A 19960-nucleotide genomic window follows, 5' to 3' on the forward strand; every position below is an offset into this window, starting at 1 on the left:
ATGCGCTACACGACCTTCGGCCGCAACACCGGCCTGCGGGTGTCCGAGTACGGCCTGGGGACCGCCAACTTCGGCACCCTGTGGGGCGGCGGGGCCGACCGCGACGACGCCCGCAAGATCTTCGACCGCTTCGCGGACGCCGGCGGCACGCTGATCGACACGGCCGACAACTACCAGATCGGCGAGGCGGAGAAGCTGCTCGGCGAGTTCCTGGCCTCCGACCGCGACCACTTCGTGGTGACCACCAAGTTCTCACTCGGCACCGGCCGGCCCCGCGTCTCGGGCACCGGCAACAGCCGCAAGAACATCAGGAGGTCCCTCGAGGCCAGCCTGAAGCGGCTGGGGACCGACCACATCGACGTGTACTGGGCCCATCTGCCGGATTCCGTCACCCCCGTCGAGGAGATCCTCCTGGCGCTGGACGATCTGGTCCACCAGGGCAAGGTGCTGTACGCCGGGCTGTCGAACTTCCCCGCGTGGCGCGTCAGCCGGGCGGCCGCGATCGCCGCACTGCGCGGCTGGACGCCGCTCGTGGGGGTCCAGTTCGAGTACAGCCTGGCGGAGCGCGGCGCCGACCGGGAACTGCTGCCCATGGCCGAGGCGCTCGGGCTGGGCGCCGCCCTGTGGGCCCCGCTCGGTGGTGGTCTGCTCACCGGCAAGTACCGAGAGAGCCGGACCGGGCGGCTCAGCGACTGGGACGGTCTCGCCATCCGGACCGAGGACAGCGAGCAGCGCACCGAGACCGTCGACACCGTCCTGGCGATCGCCGAGGAGACCGGTCTGAGCGCCGCGCAGGTCTCGACCGCCTGGATCCGGGCGCGGGCCGCCCGGTCCGCCACGGCGCTGGTGCCGATCATCGGGCCGCGCACGGTCGACCAGCTCGACGCATATCTCCAGGCGCTCGACATCACCCTCGACGACGCCCATGTGGCCCGGCTCGACCAGGTCAGCGCTCCCCGCCTCGGCCAGCCCTACGAGCTGATCGCCGGGCATCAGGAGTCGGTCCTGGGCTGTGCGAGCGACCGCTTCGTCCGCCCCGGCACGCCGGCGGCGTGAACCCGCCGTCCGAGCCGAGACCCCACGGAAGGACAGGAACGAACAGTCATGACGGACGTAGCAGCGGATGACGGCGACGTGGACATCGCCGTCGTCGGGATGGCAGCCCGGTTCGGACAGGCCGACGATCTCCACGCCTTCCGGGAGCGGCTCGGGGCGACCGGTGCCGGTGAGCGGCTGCGGCACCCGTTCGCGTTCGACCACGCCTTCTTCGGCATCTCGCCCCGAGAAGCCGTCGTCATGGACCCGCAGCAGCGGATGCTCCTGGAGTGCGCGTACCACGCGCTGGAGGACGCCGCCCACGACCCGGCCCGCGACGACGCGGTCATCGGCGTCTACGCGGGCGGCGGCACCACGACGCACGCGGCACGGCTGCGCCGCCGGGGCGATCTGCTGGCGCATGTCGACGACAGGCAGATCCGGGCCGGCACGGGGGCGGACTTCCTCGCCTCACGGGTCGCGTACAAGCTCGGGTTCACCGGGCCCGCTGTGACGGTCCAGGCAGCGAGCACGACCGGGCCGGTGGCCGTGCACACGGCCGTTCAGGCGCTGCTCAGCGGCGAGTGCGACATCGCGCTGGCCGGAGCGGTCTGCGTGGACACGGCCGAGGAAGCCGACGGTGCGCAGGGCGGGGCGACCGGCGGCTGCGGTGTCCTCGTACTGAAGCCGCTGCGGGCGGCCCACGACGACGGTGACCGGGTGTACGCACTGGTGCGCGCCACCGCCGTCGCCACGGCGCGGCCCGCTGAGCCGGAGGCCGCCGCCCGCGACCGGGTCGTCCGGGCGGCCCTGGCGGCCGGCGGGGTGGCGGCGGACAGCGTCGAGGCGACGCTCACCGCCTCGGGCACCCGGGTCACGGACGTCGCGCCCGCCATGGCCGCGCTCGTCGAGGCGGTCCTGACGGTCGGGGAGGACCGGCCGGGCGCGTCCGATCCGCGCCGGGTCGGCGTGAGCGCGTCCGGTCCCTTCGGCACGCACGCCCACGTGGTCGTCGAACAGGCGGTGGCCCGGGACGGGACCGGGGAGGAGAGCTGGCAGCTGCTGCCCTTCTCCGCGAAGTCCCCGGAGGCCGCGCAGGAGTGGGCCGGGCGCCTGAGCCGCTTCCTCGACCGGCCGCGCCGCGCCGACGCCCCGGCGCTGTCCGACGCGGCCTGGACGCTGCAGACCGGACGTGCGGCGCATCCGCACCGGCGCTTCGTGGTGGCCCGCAGCACCGACGACGCCGTCGCCGAACTGGAGGGCCTGCGATCCCGCCGCCCGGTCACCAGGAGGTCGCGTGAGGCGCCCCCGGTGGTCTTCACCTTCCCGGGACACGGCGGCCAGCACCCGGGGATGGCACGGGAGCTGTACCTGACCGATCCGCTCTTCCGGGCGGACGTCGACGAGTTCTCCGAGCAGGTGCTCGACCGGCAGGGGCTGGACCCGCGCACGGTCGTCAATCCCGTGAGCGAGGAGGCGCAGGCCCAGGCGCAGCGGGACCTCGCGTTCGGGCCGATCGCCCAGACCGCTGTGTTCGTCGTGGAGTACGCCCTGGCACGCGCCTTCCAGCGGTGGGGCGTCCGGGCCTCCGCGGTGGTGGGCCACAGCCTCGGCGCGTACGCCGCGGCCTGCGTCGCCGGAGTCTTCTCCTTCATGGACGGCGTCGGACTCGTCGTGAAACGAACGGAGTTGCTCGCCGGCCTCGCGCCCGGTGCCATGGCAGCCGTACGGCTGCCGGAGGCCGACCTGCTCCCGCTGCTGCCCGAAGGGGTGGACATCGGCGCGATCTCCGGACCCGACCAGGTGACCATCTCCGGACCGAAACACCTGGTGGAGGGGTTCGTCGAGGAGGCCGGCGGGAAAGGCCTCGAGGCCCGTCTGCTGAAGATCCCCGGCGCCGGGCACTCGTCCCTGGTCGAACCGGTCCTCGACGAGTTCGAGGCGTACGTGGCGACGGTCGACCTCGGCGAACCGGCCATCCCCGTCATCTCCGACACCACCGGCGACTGGGCCCGGCCGGAGGCCGTCACCACCCCGGCCTACTGGCGCGACCACATGCGCAGGGCGGTGCGCTACCACGAGGTCCTCGACACGCTCGCGGCCGTCCCGGGCAGTGCGCTGGTCGAGGTGGGGCCGGGCTCGACCCTGTCCGCCCTGGCCCGCCGTCACCCCGAGCTGCGGCGGGACCACGCCATCCTGCAGTCGCTGCCGCACCCGACAGACCCGACACCCGACGTGAAGATCCTGCTGAGCACCCTCGGCGCGCTGTGGGCGGCGGGCGTCGAGGTGGACTGGCCGGCGCTCCACCCACAGCGGACGCCGCGGCGTACCGGCCTGCCCGGATACGCCTTCCAGCGCACGGAACACCTCGTCCCCACGAGCTGAACGACGCCCTGGTTCCCCCGAGTCGGGAACCGGCACGCCCCTTCCGGACCGCGTGCCGACGGCAGACACCCGAGAGCCACTTGGACAGAAAGGCATGGACGATGGGCAAGCGCCTGTACGAGATCGGGGAAACCCCTCCTCTCGGTCATGTTCCCGAGCAGATGTACGCATCCGTGATCCGCCCGGAACGCTACGGCGAACCGGCGAAGGCCTTCGCGACCGAGGTCGTGGACGTGCCCAGGCCCGGACCGGGCCAGGCGCTCGTCTGGGTGATGGCTGCGGGCATCAACTACAACAACGTGTGGGCCGGGCTGGGCCGTCCGCTGGACGTCGTCGCCGCCCGCCAGAAGCGGGGCGAGCCCGAGGACTTCCACATCGGCGGCTCGGAGGGCGCCGGTGTCGTCTACGCCGTCGGGGAGGGCGTCACCAGCATCTCCGTGGGCGACCACGTCGTGCTCTCCGGCGGCCAGTGGGACGAACGCGCCGCCGACATCCGCCTGGGCGTCGACCCGACGATGTCGACGAGCGTGCAGGCGTGGGGGTACGAGTCCAACTACGGCTCCTTCGCCCAGTTCGCCCTGGTGCAGGACTTCCAGTGCCACCCCAAGCCGGGGAACCTGACCTGGGAGGCCGCGGCGGCCTTCATCCTCACCGGCGCCACCGCCTACCGTCAGCTCTTCGGCTGGGACGGCAACACGGTGCGGCCCGGGGATCCGGTGCTGATCTGGGGCGGCGCGGGTGGTCTCGGGTCGATGGCGATCCAGCTCGTGCGCAACGCGGGCGGCATCCCCATCGCCGTGGTCTCCAGCGACGAGCGCGCGGAGTACTGCCGCCGACTCGGCGCGGCCGGGGTCATCGACCGTACCCGGTTCAGCCATTGGGGCCGGATGCCCGACCCCGCAGACCTGGCCGCGTACGGCGCCTGGATAAGCCAGGTGCGCGCGTTCGGCCGGGCCTTCTGGGAGGCCCTCGGCGAGCGGCGGGCGCCGCGGATCGTCTTCGAGCACAGCGGCCAGGACACCATCCCCACGTCGATGTACCTGTGCGACAACGGCGGCATGGTCGTCATCTGCGGTGGCACGTCCGGCTACGCCGCGGACGTCGACCTGCGCTTCCTGTGGATGCGGCAGAAGCGTCTCCAGGGCTCGCACGGCTTCAACCCCGCGCAGTGCCGGCAGATGATCCACCTGGTGGCGTCCGGGCTCGTCGACCCCTGCCTCTCCGAGCCCTTCACCTTCGAGCAGATAGGGGAGGCCCACCAGAGGATGCACGAGAACCGGCAGCGCCCCGGCAACGCCGCAGCGCTCGTCAACGCGCTGCGGCCGGGCCTGACCGACCTGGCCTGAGAGCCACCGCCGCCTCCGCACCGGGCCTGCGGAGGAAATCCGTGCCACCCACCATGAACGGACGGCCATGAGTTCTGATCGACGCCCGTTGTCCCTGCCCGCGCTGCTCGCGCTGCGTGCCCGCGAGACCCCCGGCCGGATCGCCTACACCCATCTCCGGGACGGGGAGGAACCCGGCGAGCGCACCACGTACGCGGAACTGCGCTCGGCGGTGGCGGCGAGGGCCGACGCGCTCGCCGAACGGTACCGCGGGGTCCGCAGCGCCGTACTGATGTACCCCAGCTGCCTCGAGTTCGTCCGGGGCTGGCTGGCCTGTGCCACCGCCGGGATCGCCGCCGCACCGGTGCAGGTGCCGACCCGGCGGTACGCCGTGCAGCGGCTGCGCGGCATCGCCGACGACGCGGGCACCACCCTGGTGCTCACCACCCGGCCCGTCCGCGACCGGCTGCTCGCCGACTTCGGCGGACTGCCCGAACTGGCCGGGCTCGACCTGGTCGCCACCGAGGAGCTCACCCCGGTCACGGGCGCCCCGCTCCCCGCAGCGGAGCTGTCGGACGTGGCGCTGCTCCAGTACACCTCCGGCTCCACCGGCCGGCCCAAGGGTGTGATGGTGACCCACGCCAACTTCTGGGCCAACGCGGCGGAGACGGACGAGCTGTGGCCGGTCGGGGACGACGGCGTCATCGTGTCGTGGTTGCCGTTCTTCCACGACATGGGCCTGATGCTCGGGGTGGTCCTGCCGCTGTGGTCCGGACGGCCGGCGTACCTGATGACCCCGGAGTCGTTCATCCGCCGTCCCGCCCGCTGGCTGGAGGCACTGTCCCGATTCGGCGGCACCCATACGGCCGCGCCCAATTTCGCGTACGACCTGTGCGTGCAGGGCGCCGCTCCGCGAGTTCCCCTGGACCTGTCGCGCTGGCGGGTGGCCATCAACGGCGCCGAACCGGTGCGGGCGCACACGGTGCGCGAGTTCACGGGGAAGTTCGCCCCGTACGGTCTGGGTCCGCGCACTGTCGTCCCGGCCTATGGTCTCGCGGAGAACACCCTGAAGGTCAGCGGGGCCTCCTCGGTGACCGGAGCGCGCGCCCTCTGCCTGGACGCCGACTCTTTGGCCGACGGTCGTGTCGTGCCGGTGCCCGGAGCGGACGGCGATTCCGGCAGGCCCCGGACCACGGTGTTGAGCTGCGGGATCCCCGTCGGCGCGACCAGGGTGCGCATCGTGAACCCGCGCACCTTGAAGGCCGTTCCGGAGGATCAGGTCGGGGAGATCTGGGTGTCGGGGCCGTGTGTGGCCTCCGGCTACTTCCGCCGCCCGGAGGAGAGCGAGCGGACCTTCCGGGCCCGGATCCGGGGGGAGACGGCGGACGAGACGTTCCTGCGCACCGGTGACCTGGGCTTCGTTCGGGACGGCGAGGTGTATGTCACCGGTCGGCTCAAGGACCTGATCGTCGTCAGGGGCCGCAATCATTATCCGCAGGACCTGGAGTACACGGCGGAGAACAGCCACCCTCTGCTGCGCCCCGCCTCCGCCGCCGCGTTCCCCGTGGACACCGGCAGCGGTGAGGCGCTGGTCGTGGTGATCGAGGCCGACAGTCGCGTGCTACGGCTGGACGCCGAGGAGGATGTGGTGGTCGCGGTGCGCGAGGCCATACGCCGAGACCACCGCATCGAGGCGGAGCATGTGGTGCTGATCCGCCGTGGCACGCTGCCGAAGACCACCAGCGGGAAGGTGCGGCGCCGCCCCTGCCGCGAGCAGTTCGAGTCCGGCACGCTGCGGCGCCTCGGCGCGCACCGCGACCCGGTCGAGGTGTAAGGGCCGTGCTGGGACCGAGGGCGGTGCCCGCGACTGCGCGGCGAGGGCGCCGCCGCGGCACCCGGCCGGCGCCCCGCACGAACCGCCTGTGTCGGACTTCGTCCGAGCAAGGTCAGCTGCATGTCAATTCCTTATACGAGAAGGGAGTTCGAAGAAGCGGCGCGGATACGGTCGGCTCATGGAGTTGCGTCAGTTGGAGTACCTTGTCGCCGTTGCCGAAGAGGGCAGCTTCACCAAGGCCGCAGCACGCGTCCACGTGACCCAGCCCTGTGTGAGCGCGCAGATCCGGCGGCTGGAACGGGAGTTGGGTCAGGAACTGCTCGACCGGGGCGGCCGCTCGGTCCGGTTGACCGACGCGGGAACCGCGGCCCTCCCGCACGCCCAGGCCGTACTGGCCGCTCTGGACCACCTGCGCAACGCGGTGGACGACCTCACCGGCCTGGTGCGCGGACAGGTCGCCATCGGTTCCGTGCCGTCGTCCCTGTCGCTCAGCCTCACGGAGCTCATCGCGGACTTCAGCGAGGAATACCCCTCCGTGGAGATCTCCCTGTCCGAGGGAAGCACCGACCAGCTGATCGCCGAGGCGCGCTCCGGCCGGATCGACGTGGCCATCATCGGGGTGTCCGCCAAGGCCCCGGCGGGCCTCGACCTCCAGATCGTCGCCGACGAGCCGCTCGTCGGTGCCGTCAGCCACGAGCATCCGCTGGCCCGGTACCGGAGCATCGCCGTCGAGGAGATCGAGCCCCATGCGCTGATGTGCCTGCCGGTGGGAAGCGGCCTGCGCAGTGTCGCCGACGCGACATGGGCCGCCGCGGGCATCAAACCCCGTGTCGCGTTCGAGGCGAGCGATCCGCGCGTCCTGGCGCAACTCGCCTCGCGCGGTCTCGGCATGGCCATCCTTCCCGAACCCTTCGTCGGAGCCAATGCCGGCCGACTCCATGCCGTGGAGATCCCCAGCCCGCTGCTGCGCGGACGCCTTGCCCTCGCCTGGCGGGCCGATGGCCCGGTGAGCCCGGCTGCCCAGGCCCTGATCGAGTACGCGCGCACCGTCCTGGCGTGACGCGGCCGGGCCCGCCGGCTCCCATGGTTGTCCGCCCGGGCGGCGGCTCTCGTGTCGCAGCCCCTCTCCTCCACGAAGTGGAGCTTCCCGACTGCGGTTCGTCGGCACGGCGGCCCTGCACTTCCTGTCAGTTGCGCCGACGCGAGCGACAGGGTGCTTCGGGCTGACGGCACCCGGTCCGGCTCAGCGGACCGGGCCCAGGCGGCGGCCGGGCGATGCGCGAACACCGAGAGCTGGACACCGCGCCGCCCGCGGACGGGGGATGAACACGGACGGCGCGGAGCACGGGGGGCCGTGTGGCCCGGGGTGAAGCCCATCGACACAGGTGAGCGCGTCGTTTTCTCAGGGGCGGGCCGTCAGCTGTCACGCACTCGAGCGGGACCTCGGGGCCGCCTGCCCCGGCTCAGCTTGTCGGCTCGGGTCGGATGTTGCGGTTGAAGCGGAACAGGTTGCCGGGGTCGTGGACCGTCTTGAGCGCGGCCAACCGGGCATACGTCCCCGGCTCGTAACCGGCGCGGGTCTGCGCCTCGTCGGCATGGTCACCGTCGCCGTACAGGAAGGCGAGGCTGTGTCCGAGCGTCCACGGGGCCAGGGCCTCGCGCAGCAGGGCGTGCCGCTCCCGGATCGCCTCGGGTTCGACGCCGCCGAAGCCGGGTGAGGACAGCACGCGGACGACGAACTCGGCCTCGCGGTGATCCACGGCGACCCCGGTCGGGCCGGACGTGCGCAGCGCGCCCCCGAGGTGGCGGATGTCCACCATGCACGGCACCGGGGAATCCGGTCCTGCCACCTTCCGCACCGAGCGCAGCGCCTGTTCGGTGAGCTCGCCGAGCAGCGCGTTGGTCGCGGTGTACGGGTGTGGGGTGTCGGGTTCGCCGTGGATGGTGCCGGTCTCCGTGTACGGCATGGTCCGCAGGTCGTCCTGCAGCCGCGGGCCGACCTTGCGCAGGGCTGCGACGAGCTGCTCGCCCTTCTCCTCGGGGCCGTTGTAGGCGATGCGGAACGAGGCGACGTACCGGCCGCGCAGCGGGGCCGGGACCATCGGCAGGTCCGGGTAGTTCAGCAAGGTGACGGAGGAGGTCAGCTCGTCGGGGACCGTGGCGCTCCAGCGCCGCCACGTCTCCAGCGCTTCCTCGACCAGCGGGGTGTCGAAGACCAGCTGGCCGCCGTAGACCGTGCCGACCGGGAACAGCGCCACCTCCAGGGCGGTGACGACGCCGAAGTTGCCGCCGCTGCCCAGCACCGCGCCGAAGAGTTCGTCACCCGGCGTCAGCCGGCTCAACCGGCCGTCCGCGGTGACGAGCTCGACGGCCCGCACATGATCGGCCGCGTAGCCGAACTGGCGGGCGAGCAGACCGATCCCGCCGCCGAGGTGGTAGCCGACCACGCCGACGGTCGGCGCCGAGCCGCTGAGCGGAGCCAGCCCGTGGGCCGCGGCCGCCTCGATCAGCGCGCCCGCCCGCACGCCGGCGCCCACGCGGGCGGTTCCGGCGGCCGCGTCGACCCGCACCTCGTCCAGTCTCCGGGTGTTGATGAGCACGCCGCCGTCGGCCGCCACCGACAGCCCGTGCCCCGTCGCCTGTACGGCCACGGGCAGGTCCCGCCCGGCCGCGTACGCGACCGCCGTACGGACGTCCTCCGCGTCGGCGGCGCCGACCACGAGGGCAGGACGGTGGGTGTAGGCGGCCTGGAAGCCGGCCACCTCTTCGTCGAAGCCCTGGTCACCGGGCCGGAGGGCGGGGCCGGTGAAAGAGGGCACCTTCTGCAGCGTCTCGTGCGCGTCGTTCCCCATGGCATTCAGGCTGGCAGTGGCCTCATCAGAAGTCCAAGAGATAATTCGTCTCGTTGCTAGCATTGTCGCTTATGGAGCTCAGGCAGCTGCAGTACTTCGTCGCGGTGGTGGAAGAGGCGAACTTCACCCGGGCCGCCACCCGGCTGCGTCTGGCCCAGCCCGGGGTGAGCGCGCAGATCCGGCAGCTCGAACGGGAGCTGGGCCAGCCCCTGCTCGACCGCTCGGCCCGGTCGGTGGTCCCCACCGAAGTGGGGGAGGCCGTGCTGCCGTACGCACGCGCCGCGCTCGCCGCGGTCGAGGGTGTACGGCAGATCGTGGAGGAGTACACCGGGCTGCTGCGCGGGCACGTCAGAATCGGGCTCGTCTCCGGCGCCGCCACGCATGAACTCGACGTGGCCTCGATCATCGCGGACTTCCACGACGACCATCCCGAGGTCGAGATAGAGCTCGCCGAGACCACCTCGGAACAGATGCTGAGCGCCCTGCAGCACGGCGAACTCGACATCGCGCTGCTCGGGCTCACGGACGAGGACCTGCCCCCGGCCATCTCCTGGCAGATCGTGGTCGACGTACCCCTGGTCGCCGTCGTCGCCTCGGACGACCCCCTGCTCGAGTCCGGCGGACCCACCGGCATCCCACTGACGGCGCTCCGCGACCGCCCGCTGATCAGCCTGCCGCGCGGCACCGGTCTGCGCGGCGTCCTGGAGCGGGCCTTCTCGGCCGCGGGCATCCCGCCGCGGGTCGCCTTCGAGGCCGCCTCCCCGGTCCTCCTCGCCCAACTCGCCGCGCGCGGACTGGGCGTGGCCGTCCTGCCGGCTCCCTCGCCGGCCGCCGCCGAGGCCCTCGGCCTGCGGATCATGGAATTCGTCCGCCCGCAGCCTCGCGGCCGCATCGCTCTGGCCTGGCGCACGGACGGACCCTCCCGCCCTGCGGCCAGGGCCCTCCTGGACCGCCTGCGCAAGTCCCTGCCCGCCCCGGACACCGATGCCGGGTGAGGGGAGGCGGGCCGTGCGTGAGAGGCACCGGCCGTGCCGGGGGAGCGGCCCGCGCCGGAGCCGACGCCGCTCGAACTCGTCCACGAGGCACGCGATCGTGGCATCCGGGTCAGGGTGTGGAGTTCTCCGCGCGAGTGTCCGTGGCCGACGGCGCGGGGGCGGCGGCCATCAGCATCGCCGCAAGCGCAAGAGGGGCCACCGCCTGGTATCCGATCCACACCTCACCTCCGGCAGTGCCCCCCTGCCAGGCCACCAGCAGGCCTGCGAGCATCGCCAGCACCCAGCCGCCGTCGTAGGCGACCATGAGCCGCCTGTAGGTGGGAAGCGGGCGGCGGCGCACATACCGGATCTCGATCCCTCCGCCGATCAGCAGGACGACGCCCGCGACGATCATCAGCCAGGTGGGCACACCGAGCAGATCACCAAGGGGGGCGGCGCCCGCGCTGAAGGAGGCGCCGAGTAACACCTTGACCACGCCGTCTGCGACAACTCCCGCCCACCGGCGCGTCCCTGACGATGTCTCAGCCTGGGCCTGTGTCATGAGCGTTCCTCCCTGTCGGGTGTCTCACTGCTCTTCCGTAACGCGATTACTACAGTAATGTCATTATGAGAATGACGAGAGCGCAGACCAAGGAACGCAACCGTCGCGCCTTGCTGGAGGCCGCGTTGCAGGTCGTCTCCCGAGACGGGTATCGCGCCAGGCTCGAGGAGATCGCCGAGCGCGCGGAACTGACCACCGGCGCCATCTACTCGCTGTTCGGCAGCAAGAGCGGCCTGATGGTCGCCCTGGTGACGGACTACCTGCGGCCGCACTACGCGGAGATCGAACAGGAGATCTCCGCCGAGATGGACCTCCTCGAAGCGGTCGACGCCTTCGCCCGGTACTACTGGCGCAGCTGTGACGCGCCTGACGCGCTGTCCGGCCTGTCGTTGCAGATCACCCTGCTGGACATGGCCCTGCACGACCCCGAGACGGGTTCCCGGCTTGCCGCGTCCGTCGGCGGACAGGAGAACCACCTGGTCACGTTGTTCACCGGCAGAGCGCACCACGGGGACGTCATCACGCCCTATCAGGCGAAACGCCTGGTCACCGCGCTCCGGGCGCTGTTCGTCGGCCTCAACCAGGGCGTCCTCCTCGGCCTCGCCCACGGTGTCGACGAGCAGTACTTCGTCGACACCGCCCGCGCCCTGGCCTCTCACCTGGCCCTCGTCGATCCCGATGCGGACACTCCTGAGCCCGGTGGTCCGAAGTGACGTGCAGGGCCGTCCGCCAACCTCCGGTGAGAGCGGGGCAGCCCGGGTCGCCGAACTAGTAGGCACAGGTGGGTGTTTGGCCGGCGAGGGCGATACCCGGCCCGCGCGGAGTCCGACCTGGTCAGACCGGCTTCCCTCGCCCACGTCATGGGGCCGCCCATGACGGATGAGAGGATCGGACGGGTGAGCGAGACACCACCGAACACCCTGCAATACCGCGTTGACGGGCCAGAGGACGCCCCGGTCCTGGTCCTCGGTCCGTCCCTGGGCACCACCTGGCACATGTGGGACCGCCAGGTCCCCGAGCTGGCCCAGCAGTGGCGGGTCTTCCGGTACGACCTGCCGGGCCACGGCGGCGCTCCCGCGTACCCCGCGGGCTCGGTCATCGACCTCGCCGCCCGGCTGCTCGCCACCCTCGACGACCTCGGCATCCAGCGCTTCGGCTACGCGGGATGCGCGCTCGGCGGCGCGGTCGGTCTCGAACTGGCCCTGCGCCACCCGGAGCGGATCGCCTCGCTCGCGCTGATCGCCGCCTCGCCGCGCTTCGGCACCCCGGACGAGTTCCGGCAGCGGGGTGTGATCGTCCGGACCAACGGGCTCGACCCGATCGCCCGTTCCTCGCCGGACCGCTGGTTCACCGGCGGGTTCGCCGCCGCGCAGCCCGCGATCACCGACTGGGCCGTGCAGATGGTCCGGACCACCGACCCGGGCTGCTACATCGCCGCCTGCGAGGCCCTCGCCGCCTTCGACGTACGGGTCGACCTGACCCGGGTCGGCGCGCCCACCCTCGTCCTCGTCGGCTCCGACGACCAGGTCACCGGCCCGGCGGAGGCCCGTACCCTCGTCGCCGGCATCCCGGACTCGCGGCTCGCCGTGGTGCCCGGCGCCTCCCACCTCGTACCGGTGGAACAGCCCGCGGCCGTCACCGACCTGCTGGTGCGGCACTTCTCCACCGCCTGGCAGCCCCCGTTCGACCCCGCCCCCGGCCAGACGGCCGTCCCGGCGGCCCCGGCCAGGACGGTACCCGCCGGGCCGCAGCAGCCCGCGCCGATCGCCGAGATCGCCCCCGCCGCCCCGGTGCCGGTCGCGGGCGGCGGACGGCCCGACCCGTACGACGCCGGGCTCAAGGTGCGCCGCGAGGTCCTCGGGGACGCGCACGTCGACCGCGCGCTGGCGCAGGCGGACGAGTTCTCCGGCGACTTCCAGGAGTTCCTCACCCGCTACACCTGGGGTGAGATCTGGGACCGCCCGGGTCTGGACCGCCGCTCCCGCAGCTGTGTCACGCTCACCGCCCTCGTCGCGGGCGGCCACCTGGAGGAGCTCGCCGTCCACGTCCGTGCGGCGCTGCGCAACGGTCTGACCCCGGTCGAGATCAGGGAGGTACTGCTGCAGACGGCCGTCTACTGCGGGATGCCCGCCGCCGGCCGCGCGTTCACGGTGGCCCAGCAGGTCGTCCGCGAGGAGACGACCCCGCAGGAGTGAGCACCCGCCCGGCCCGAACGGCAGGATGGAGCCCATGAAGCTCACGAAGAAGTCGCACGCCTGTGTCCGCCTCGAGAAGGACGGCCGCACGCTCGTCCTGGACCCCGGAGGGTTCAGCGAGGCGGACGCCGCGGTCGGCGCGGAGGCCATCCTCGTCACCCACGAGCACCCCGACCACTTCGACGAGGAGCGGCTGCGCGCGGCCCTGGAGGCGAACCCGGCCGCCGAGATCTGGACGCTGAGGTCCGTCGCGGAGAAGGTCTCCGCCGCCTTCCCCGGCCGCGTGCACACCGTCGGCCACGGCGACACCTTCACGGCGGCCGGATTCGACGTCCAGGTCCACGGCGAACTGCACGCCGTCATCCACCCCGACATCCCGCGCATCACCAACGTCGGCTACCTGATCGACGGCGGTCGCGTCTTCCACCCCGGCGACGCCCTCACCGTCCCCGACCACGCCGTGGAGACGCTGATGCTCCCGGTCATGGCCCCCTGGAGCAAGATCTCCGAGGTCATCGAGTACGTCCGTGAGGTCGGGCCGCAGCGGGCCTACGACATCCACGACGCCCTGCTCACCGACCTCGCCCGCCCGATCTACGACAACCAGATCGGCGCCCTCGGCGGCTCCGAGCACCTGCGTCTGGCGCCCGGGGAGAGTGCGTCCGTGTGAGTGTCAGTGGGGCCCGGTAGGTTGTCGGACATGCGCATCGCGACCTGGAACGTCAACTCGATCACCGCCCGCCTGCCGAGGCTCCTGGCCTGGCTGGAGAGCAGCGGCACCGACGTGCTCTGCCTCCAGGAGGCCAAGCTGGCCGAGGAGCAGTTCCCGTTCGACCAGCTGCGCGAGGCGGGCTACGAGGCGGCGGTGCACGCCACCGGCCGGTGGAACGGGGTGGCGGTGATCTCCCGGGTCGGCCTGGAGGACGTCGTCAAGGGCCTGCCCGGCGACCCCGGCTACGACGGCGCCCCCGAGCCCCGGGCCATCTCGGCGACCTGCGGCCCGGTCCGGGTGTGGTCGGTGTACGTGCCGAACGGCCGTGAGGTCGGCCACCCGCACTACGCCTACAAGCTCCAGTGGTTCGAGGCTCTCAGGGCGGCCGTCGCGGGCGACGCGGCAGGCAGCCGCCCGTTCGCGGTCCTGGGCGACTTCAATGTGGCGCCGACCGACGAGGACGTCTTCGACGTGGCCGCCTTCGAGGGGCTCACCCATGTCACCCCCGCCGAGCGCGCCGCCCTCGCCGCCCTGCGCGAGGCGGGCCTGTCGGACGTGGTCCCGCGCCCCCTGAAGTACGACCGCCCCTTCACGTACTGGGACTACCGCCAGCTCGGCTTCCCCAAGAACCGCGGTATGCGCATCGATCTGGTGTACGGCAACGAGCCCTTCGCGAAGGCCGTCTCCGACGCGTACGTGGACCGTGAGGAGCGCAAGGGCAAGGGTGCCTCGGACCACGCGCCGGTCGTCGTCGACCTGGACGTGTAGGGGGCTACAGGAGCCCCAGGTCCACGGACCGGGCGAGCGTCGCGAGACCCGCGTCCCCCGGGTGCAGATGGTCCCCGCTGTCGAGGGCGGGCAGCATCCGCGCCGGGCGGGCCGGGTCGCGCACCACGGCGTCGAGGTCGAGGACGCCGTCGAACGCGCCGCTCTCCCGGATCCAGTGGTTCACCGCGACCCGCTCGGCGTCCACGGCGGCCGTGCAGCGAGCCTCGCCCTCGCACGGCAGGATCGTCGCCGCCAGCATCCGCACCCCGCGCGCGTGTCCGCGGTCCGCGAGCTTCCGCAGCCCCGCCATCACCTCGTCCGCCGGCGTCCCCCACCGCAGGTCGTTGACGCCCTCGAAGACCACCGCCGTACGCACCGACGTCTGCGCGAGGACGTCCCGGTCGAACCGGTGCAGGGCGCTCACCCCGCCCGTGTCGGTCAGGACCCCGTCGCCGGGGTAGCGGTCCGAGACCACACGGTTCGCGGAGATCCCCTGGTTGAGCACGCCGTAGTGCGGCACCGCGTCCTGTGCGAGCAAGCGGTCGGCCAGCATGTCGGGCCATCGCCGGTTCGCGTCCACCGTCGAGCGCTCCCCGTCCGTGATCGAGTCCCCGAGCAGCACCACGGACCCCGGCCCGCCGCCCACGTCCACACCGGTCAGGAGCGGCCGGCTGGTGATCACGGTGGTGTACGCGGTCGCCGAGGCGTCCGCCGTGTGGTCACCCGGCTCGCTGATGTACGACCGCTGCCGCGCGAGCCGGTGCACCGGAGCCGCCGTCACCGTGCCCGGCAGATGGAAGCTCACCAGCAGGTCGGCGTCCGCGGGCACCTGGAGGCCGAGCGGATCGCTGAACGCCTGTGCCCCGGCGGGCAGCTCGACCGCGGTCGCGCCACGGAAGGTCACCGGCTCGGGCAGGTCCCGGGCCGCCGCGCCCGTCCCCCGTACTGCCACGGTCGCGCTCCCGATCCGTACCGGCGCCGCCGCGAAGGTGTTGTCGAAGCGCAGGCGCACCCGCGGCCCGCCCACCGAGGTGTGCACGACGAGCCGCAGCGTCCGGTCGCGCCACGGACCGACGGCCGGACAGCCGCCCGTCGCGGTCGCCCAACTCCCGCTCCAGCCGGGCGTGTCGGCCCGCACGGACACCGCGAACACATGCAGTGAGGGCGCGTAGGGCAGCCGTACCGAGGTGACCCGGCGCCCACGCGCCAGCGGCACGGTCACGACGTACAGCCGTACTGTCTCGATGAGTTGGCCACCAGGCGTGTTCACATGCGGCAGGGCGACCGCCTTCGTGGCGAGCGGGCCCGTGCGCCAGTCGGGGGCCGTCAGGCGGTAGGAGGAACTGCCGCCCCGCGCGTACGACACCCGTCCCGAGCCGCTGACTTCGGTGCCCGCCGTGCCCGCCACCAGGAAGGCGAGCGCGTCGCCACGGCCGTGGACGCGCACGGACTGACCGGCGGCGCGTACGTTGTCCGGCGCGCCCGCCCGGCCGCGCGGCCAGGTCAGCCGGGCGCCCTGGACGGTCAGGGTCCGGCCGGGCGTCCAGCCCGCGGCCGCGAGGTCCCGGGCCGACAGCGAGGCGCCCGAGCCGTCGAGGTCCGCCTCCCCGGGGCGGGCGTCGTCGCTGACCGCCGTGTTGTCGAAGAGCCGCTCCAGCGGCAGCGGTTCCGCGCGCGACGGGGCCTGTGCCGCCGCCCGCCCGGGGCCGGCCGGCGCCAGTGCCGTGCACACGGCGAGGACGACCGCGGGCATCCGCACACCTCGGCGCACGACTCACTCCCCCCGTACAGGACTCCGTACACGACCGTCACCACTGCTCACCACGAGACGAAAGACGCTCCGTGAAGGTAGGGAGGCGCCGGGGACGCGTCAACGCGCCATGCCCGGACCCGGCGTGAAGTCGCCCCGGATCGGCGGTCCGCGCGCGCCTGTGGTGCGGGGGCGCATGCCAATGACACGCTGGTCCTATGAAGATCCCTTTTCTGGGCAGCCGGCGCAAGGAACCCGAGGCGCACGACGCCGAGGGCATCGCCGAACTCCTCGCCGAGTGTGAGCTGCTGCGCCACCAGGCGTACCGCGACGGTGTCCAACTCAACGACACGGTCGACTCGTTGGAGGCGCTCGACCAGCTGGTGCCGCGCTGGCGGGACGACGCGGAGGCGCTGGACTGGCTCGGCAACGACGCCGGGCTGTACCTCGGGACGGTGATCGTGCGGACCGTGGCGGGGGCCCGGTGGGAGATCCGCCCCGACGGGCAGCCGGTGATCAGGCTCGCCTCCGGCCGGGAGTTCGACGTCGTCGCCGACGGGCACGAGTGGGCGGCGAGCGGAGTGCCCGAACTCTCCCAGCTGTACGCCGAGGTGGCGGAGTCCTAGCGCACACATAAGCGGGGCGTAAATACGGCTAATGCCCGAAAAGTGCGTGTCGTGTACTAACTCCAGTCTTGTGTGGATAGTTTGCGGCAATCGCGACACAGCTGAGAGTGGGTAGGGCTGGGCATGGCCGTCGATCCGTTGATCGAGCTGCGTGACGTCAACAAGTACTACGGGGAGCTGCATGTCCTGCAGGACATCAACCTCACCGTCGGCAAGGGGGAGGTGGTCGTGGTCATCGGCCCGTCAGGGTCGGGAAAGTCGACACTGTGCAGGACGATCAACCGGCTGGAGACCATCCAGTCCGGTGAGATCCAGCTAGACGGACAGCCGCTGCCCAAGGAGGGCAAGGGTCTCGCGAGGCTCCGCGCCGAGGTCGGCATGGTCTTCCAGTCCTTCAACCTCTTCGCCCACAAGACGGTCCTCCAGAACATCTCCCTCGCGCAGATCAAGGTGCGCGGACGCAAGAAGGACGAGGCCGACCGGCACTCGCGGCAACTTCTGGACCGGGTGGGCCTCACCTCCCAGGCGGACAAGTACCCGGCACAGCTCTCCGGCGGCCAGCAGCAGCGCGTGGCCATCGCCCGCGCCCTCGCCATGGAGCCCAAGGCCCTGCTCTTCGACGAGCCGACCTCGGCCCTCGACCCCGAGATGATCAACGAGGTCCTGGAGGTCATGCGGCAGCTCGCCAGGGAGGGGATGACCATGGTCGTCGTCACCCACGAGATGGGCTTCGCCCGCTCGGCCGCCCACCGCGTGGTGTTCATGTCCGACGGCCGGATCGTCGAGGACCGCACCCCCGAGGAGTTCTTCACCCACCCCGACAGCGAGCGTGCCAAGGACTTCCTCTCCAAGATCCTCAAGCACTGACCGGGGGAGCGCGACCATGTTCGGCAACCCACGTCCGGCCGCCACCGGGCCGCAGGACCATCGCATGCCTCAGGGCCGCGGCCCGACCGCCCGGAAGTGGACGAAGGGCCGTTCCGGAGCCGCCGTCGCCGGGTCCCCCGCCCGGAGTTGTGCCAGGCCGGCGGGCCCGTCGCCGCGGACCTCGACTACGATGTGCCGTTCATCCCGGTGGTGACGGTGACCTCACCGATCCGCACCGGGATGCGCAGGCCGCTCGCCCGGTCAGCCGGGCGTGAGCGGCACGATCCCACGACCCAGGCCGTGGACGTCGCCACGGCCGACCCCGGGACGCTGCTGCCTGGTGGGGGTCCCCCCACGGCCCCGAGACCGTAGGGGGGTGGCAGCTCACAGAGCCCTGCCCGCCCGGCGCCGGCCGGAGATCACTGCTCGCGCAGCGGTATCGACACGTACGACGGGTCGTTCGCCGGCGAGGAGAAGGTCAGCCGCGCGCCGGACGGGTTGTGCTCGATGTAGAGCGGGTCGACCGTGTCGACCACCAGGGCCAGCCGGTGCCCTGCCGGGACGTCGTAGGCCGTGGAGTACAGCTCCAGGTCGACGCCGAACGGCTCGCCGGGCGTCCGCCCGTGGAAGGTGTACGGCGCGTTGCTGACCAGCTTCCCTAGGCCGAGCGGCCCCACGTCGTACAGGTAGGCGACGAGGGTGCCGCTCTCCTTGGTCGGGGTGAGGGTGGTGTGCAGCGTGGCCGTGCCGCGCACCCGTTGGGCCGTGGCGTACTTCCCCGACTGCCATACGGCCGCCCAGGTGCGCGGGAGCAGCGGGATCGAGGCGATCGGCGGCAGCCGGGCGATCTGGTCGAGGATGCTGGACAGGAAGACGACACCGCCGTTGGCGCCCGAGTCGACGTTGGTGTGGATCGTGGTGGTGCCGGCGAGGTCGAGCTTCCTCGTGGTCGCGCCCACCGACTTCCAGTCCGGGTAGCCCTCGTAGGCGCCCCCGGAGCGGGACGTGAGCTGGACGGGCAGTTCGCGGTTGATGCCGTTGTCCTCGCCCTTGAGGTAGTGGTCGAACCAGCGCTCGGTGTCGGTCCAGACGTCGTTGGGCAGGCCCAGCAGTCCGGTGAGCTCGGCGGTCGCGTGGTCGCCGGGGCGGAACTCCAGTCGCTTCGGGCCGGTCAGCTTCTCGTAGAAGTCGGCGTACTGGTTGGGCGCGAAGACCGAGTCGCCCCAGGCGTTGGCCAGCATGACCGCGGCGCCGTTCTGGTTGATCTGGTCCAGGTATGTATCGGCTGAACGTTTCTTCCCCCAGTCGATCATGTCCTGTTCCTTGGACAGGTCGGAGGCGTAGAAGTGGTTGAAGATCGACCGGAGTTCGGCGCTCTGGCGCCCGGTGACGACGCTCGCGCCGTCCAGCAGGGCCGAGGCCTGCACGTGCTGGGTGCGGCCGGAGTAGATCGAGTCGATCAGGTCGGCCCAGCCGCTGAGGGCGGCGACCGCCTTGACGCGCTTGTCATGGGCGGCGGTGAGCAGGCTGATGCCGGCGCCGTAGGAGACGCCCGCCATGCCGACCTTGCGCGCGTCGGCGGGGGTGTTGGCGAGGGCCCAGTCGATGACCTTGCGGGCGTCGGCTATGTCGGGCGGGCCCGCCACCTCTATCTCCCCGCCCGACTGCCAGAAGCCGCGCACGTTGTAACTGAGCACCACATAGCCGGAGTTCGCGAGTCTCTGGGCCTGCGCGAGGTACTCGACCTGGGGCAGACCCCAGCTGGTGGGCAGCACGAGCAGGGGGTAGGCGCGGCTGCCGTCGGAGCCGGCCGGGGTGATGACGTTGGCCTTCAGGACGGTGCCGCCCTCGCCGGAGATGTCCACGAACCGGACGTTCCCCGTGGCGGCCTGCGCGGCGGGGGCCGCCCCGAGGACGCCACCGGCGATCAGCGTCACGGAGACGGCGCCCACGGCGGTGGTGCGCAGGGCCTTCGTCGCCCGCCACCCCCCTGTTCGAAGGTGCTCCGCGCCCCTTGGACTCATCGGTCGCTCCTCACTCGTGTCAGTGCAAAGTGACCAGACGGTAACCTCGCG

At 72.1% G+C, this 19960-nt stretch carries 16 protein-coding genes; 12 read left to right on the forward strand and 4 right to left on the reverse strand.

The annotated features are described in order from the left end of the window. The 5 genes from ACH41F_RS09615 (at window position 1) to ACH41F_RS09635 (ending at window position 7639) form a co-directional block, all read left to right on the forward strand. Window positions 1–1056 (forward strand): aldo/keto reductase, encoded by a 1056-nt coding sequence (locus tag ACH41F_RS09615; protein ID WP_391239155.1) that lies wholly within the window; start codon window positions 1–3, stop codon window positions 1054–1056. A 48-nt stretch (window positions 1057–1104) separates the two neighbouring features. Next, complete coding sequence (locus ACH41F_RS09620) at window positions 1105–3420, forward strand: acyltransferase domain-containing protein (protein WP_391239157.1); 2316 nt, start codon at window positions 1105–1107, stop codon at window positions 3418–3420. Between the two features lie 101 nt (window positions 3421–3521). Then, window positions 3522–4766 (forward strand): crotonyl-CoA carboxylase/reductase, encoded by a 1245-nt coding sequence (gene ccrA / locus ACH41F_RS09625; RefSeq protein WP_391239161.1) that lies wholly within the window; start codon window positions 3522–3524, stop codon window positions 4764–4766. A gap of 67 nt (window positions 4767–4833) precedes the next feature. Then, window positions 4834–6579: an AMP-binding protein gene (locus tag ACH41F_RS09630; RefSeq protein WP_391239165.1), complete on the forward strand. Its 1746-nt coding sequence runs from the start codon at window positions 4834–4836 to the stop codon at window positions 6577–6579. Between the two features lie 178 nt (window positions 6580–6757). After that, window positions 6758–7639: a LysR substrate-binding domain-containing protein gene (locus ACH41F_RS09635; protein WP_391239168.1), complete on the forward strand. Its 882-nt coding sequence runs from the start codon at window positions 6758–6760 to the stop codon at window positions 7637–7639. Window positions 7640–8042: 403 nt separating this feature from the next. Here the strand turns inward: ACH41F_RS09635 and ACH41F_RS09640 are convergent, their stop codons facing one another. Beyond that, window positions 8043–9431: an FAD-binding protein gene (locus ACH41F_RS09640; protein WP_391239170.1), complete on the reverse strand. Its 1389-nt coding sequence runs from the start codon at window positions 9429–9431 to the stop codon at window positions 8043–8045. A gap of 71 nt (window positions 9432–9502) precedes the next feature. Between ACH41F_RS09640 and ACH41F_RS09645 the strand changes: the two genes are divergently transcribed. Beyond that, window positions 9503–10426 carry a LysR substrate-binding domain-containing protein gene (locus ACH41F_RS09645; protein WP_391239173.1) on the forward strand — a complete coding sequence of 308 codons (924 nt, stop codon included), beginning with the start codon at window positions 9503–9505 and terminating at the stop codon, window positions 10424–10426. A gap of 109 nt (window positions 10427–10535) precedes the next feature. Here ACH41F_RS09645 and ACH41F_RS09650 read toward each other — a convergent pair whose 3' ends face one another. After that, window positions 10536–10967 carry a hypothetical protein gene (locus ACH41F_RS09650; protein WP_398834107.1) on the reverse strand — a complete coding sequence of 144 codons (432 nt, stop codon included), beginning with the start codon at window positions 10965–10967 and terminating at the stop codon, window positions 10536–10538. 71 nt (window positions 10968–11038) lie between these two features. On the opposite strand from ACH41F_RS09650, the gene ACH41F_RS09655 reads away from it, so the two are divergent. The 4 genes from ACH41F_RS09655 (at window position 11039) to ACH41F_RS09670 (ending at window position 14642) form a co-directional block, all read left to right on the forward strand. After that, window positions 11039–11680: a TetR/AcrR family transcriptional regulator gene (locus ACH41F_RS09655; RefSeq protein WP_398834109.1), complete on the forward strand. Its 642-nt coding sequence runs from the start codon at window positions 11039–11041 to the stop codon at window positions 11678–11680. Between the two features lie 183 nt (window positions 11681–11863). Beyond that, window positions 11864–13162 carry an alpha/beta fold hydrolase gene (locus tag ACH41F_RS09660; RefSeq protein ID WP_391239611.1) on the forward strand — a complete coding sequence of 433 codons (1299 nt, stop codon included), beginning with the start codon at window positions 11864–11866 and terminating at the stop codon, window positions 13160–13162. A gap of 34 nt (window positions 13163–13196) precedes the next feature. Then, window positions 13197–13832 (forward strand): MBL fold metallo-hydrolase, encoded by a 636-nt coding sequence (locus ACH41F_RS09665; protein ID WP_391239181.1) that lies wholly within the window; start codon window positions 13197–13199, stop codon window positions 13830–13832. A 30-nt stretch (window positions 13833–13862) separates the two neighbouring features. Further along, window positions 13863–14642, forward strand: coding sequence for an exodeoxyribonuclease III (locus tag ACH41F_RS09670; protein WP_391239184.1), 780 nt, complete (start codon window positions 13863–13865; stop codon window positions 14640–14642). 4 nt (window positions 14643–14646) lie between these two features. On the opposite strand, the gene ACH41F_RS09675 is transcribed toward ACH41F_RS09670, so the two are convergent. Further along, the gene (locus ACH41F_RS09675; protein ID WP_391239186.1) at window positions 14647–16395 is read right to left on the reverse strand and encodes a GDSL-type esterase/lipase family protein; all 1749 of its coding nucleotides are present in this window, start codon (window positions 16393–16395) and stop codon (window positions 14647–14649) included. Between the two features lie 215 nt (window positions 16396–16610). Between ACH41F_RS09675 and ACH41F_RS09680 the strand changes: the two genes are divergently transcribed. Together ACH41F_RS09680 and ACH41F_RS09685 are read left to right on the forward strand one after the other, a co-directional pair. Further along, a complete protein-coding gene (locus ACH41F_RS09680) occupies window positions 16611–17018 on the forward strand; it encodes a DUF6278 family protein (protein WP_391239188.1) in 408 nt (135 codons plus the stop codon). A 123-nt stretch (window positions 17019–17141) separates the two neighbouring features. Then, window positions 17142–17885, forward strand: coding sequence for an ATP-binding cassette domain-containing protein (locus tag ACH41F_RS09685; protein ID WP_391239191.1), 744 nt, complete (start codon window positions 17142–17144; stop codon window positions 17883–17885). A 419-nt stretch (window positions 17886–18304) separates the two neighbouring features. On the opposite strand, the gene ACH41F_RS09690 is transcribed toward ACH41F_RS09685, so the two are convergent. Continuing rightward, window positions 18305–19909, reverse strand: a complete 1605-nt coding sequence (locus tag ACH41F_RS09690) for a CocE/NonD family hydrolase (protein ID WP_391239193.1) — start codon at window positions 19907–19909, stop codon at window positions 18305–18307. Window positions 19910–19960: the final 51 nt, after the last annotated feature.

It is taken from the genome of Streptomyces sp. NPDC020489, assembly GCF_044386545.1.
Taxonomy (GTDB): domain Bacteria; phylum Actinomycetota; class Actinomycetes; order Streptomycetales; family Streptomycetaceae; genus Streptomyces.

What these genes read in the sequence shown, in the direction of transcription:
- ACH41F_RS09615 (WP_391239155.1), top strand. Translation starts at nt 1, where the DNA reads ATGCGCTACACGACCTTCGGCCGCAACACCGGCCTGCGGGTGTCCGAG.
- ACH41F_RS09620 (WP_391239157.1), top strand. Translation starts at nt 1,105, where the DNA reads ATGACGGACGTAGCAGCGGATGACGGCGACGTGGACATCGCCGTCGTC.
- ccrA (WP_391239161.1), top strand. Translation starts at nt 3,522, where the DNA reads ATGGGCAAGCGCCTGTACGAGATCGGGGAAACCCCTCCTCTCGGTCAT.
- ACH41F_RS09630 (WP_391239165.1), top strand. Translation starts at nt 4,834, where the DNA reads ATGAGTTCTGATCGACGCCCGTTGTCCCTGCCCGCGCTGCTCGCGCTG.
- ACH41F_RS09635 (WP_391239168.1), top strand. Translation starts at nt 6,758, where the DNA reads ATGGAGTTGCGTCAGTTGGAGTACCTTGTCGCCGTTGCCGAAGAGGGC.
- ACH41F_RS09640 (WP_391239170.1), bottom strand. Translation starts at nt 9,431, where the DNA reads ATGGGGAACGACGCGCACGAGACGCTGCAGAAGGTGCCCTCTTTCACC.
- ACH41F_RS09645 (WP_391239173.1), top strand. Translation starts at nt 9,503, where the DNA reads ATGGAGCTCAGGCAGCTGCAGTACTTCGTCGCGGTGGTGGAAGAGGCG.
- ACH41F_RS09650 (WP_398834107.1), bottom strand. Translation starts at nt 10,967, where the DNA reads ATGACACAGGCCCAGGCTGAGACATCGTCAGGGACGCGCCGGTGGGCG.
- ACH41F_RS09655 (WP_398834109.1), top strand. Translation starts at nt 11,039, where the DNA reads ATGACGAGAGCGCAGACCAAGGAACGCAACCGTCGCGCCTTGCTGGAG.
- ACH41F_RS09665 (WP_391239181.1), top strand. Translation starts at nt 13,197, where the DNA reads ATGAAGCTCACGAAGAAGTCGCACGCCTGTGTCCGCCTCGAGAAGGAC.
- ACH41F_RS09670 (WP_391239184.1), top strand. Translation starts at nt 13,863, where the DNA reads ATGCGCATCGCGACCTGGAACGTCAACTCGATCACCGCCCGCCTGCCG.
- ACH41F_RS09675 (WP_391239186.1), bottom strand. Translation starts at nt 16,395, where the DNA reads ATGCCCGCGGTCGTCCTCGCCGTGTGCACGGCACTGGCGCCGGCCGGC.
- ACH41F_RS09680 (WP_391239188.1), top strand. Translation starts at nt 16,611, where the DNA reads ATGAAGATCCCTTTTCTGGGCAGCCGGCGCAAGGAACCCGAGGCGCAC.
- ACH41F_RS09685 (WP_391239191.1), top strand. Translation starts at nt 17,142, where the DNA reads ATGGCCGTCGATCCGTTGATCGAGCTGCGTGACGTCAACAAGTACTAC.
- ACH41F_RS09690 (WP_391239193.1), bottom strand. Translation starts at nt 19,909, where the DNA reads ATGAGTCCAAGGGGCGCGGAGCACCTTCGAACAGGGGGGTGGCGGGCG.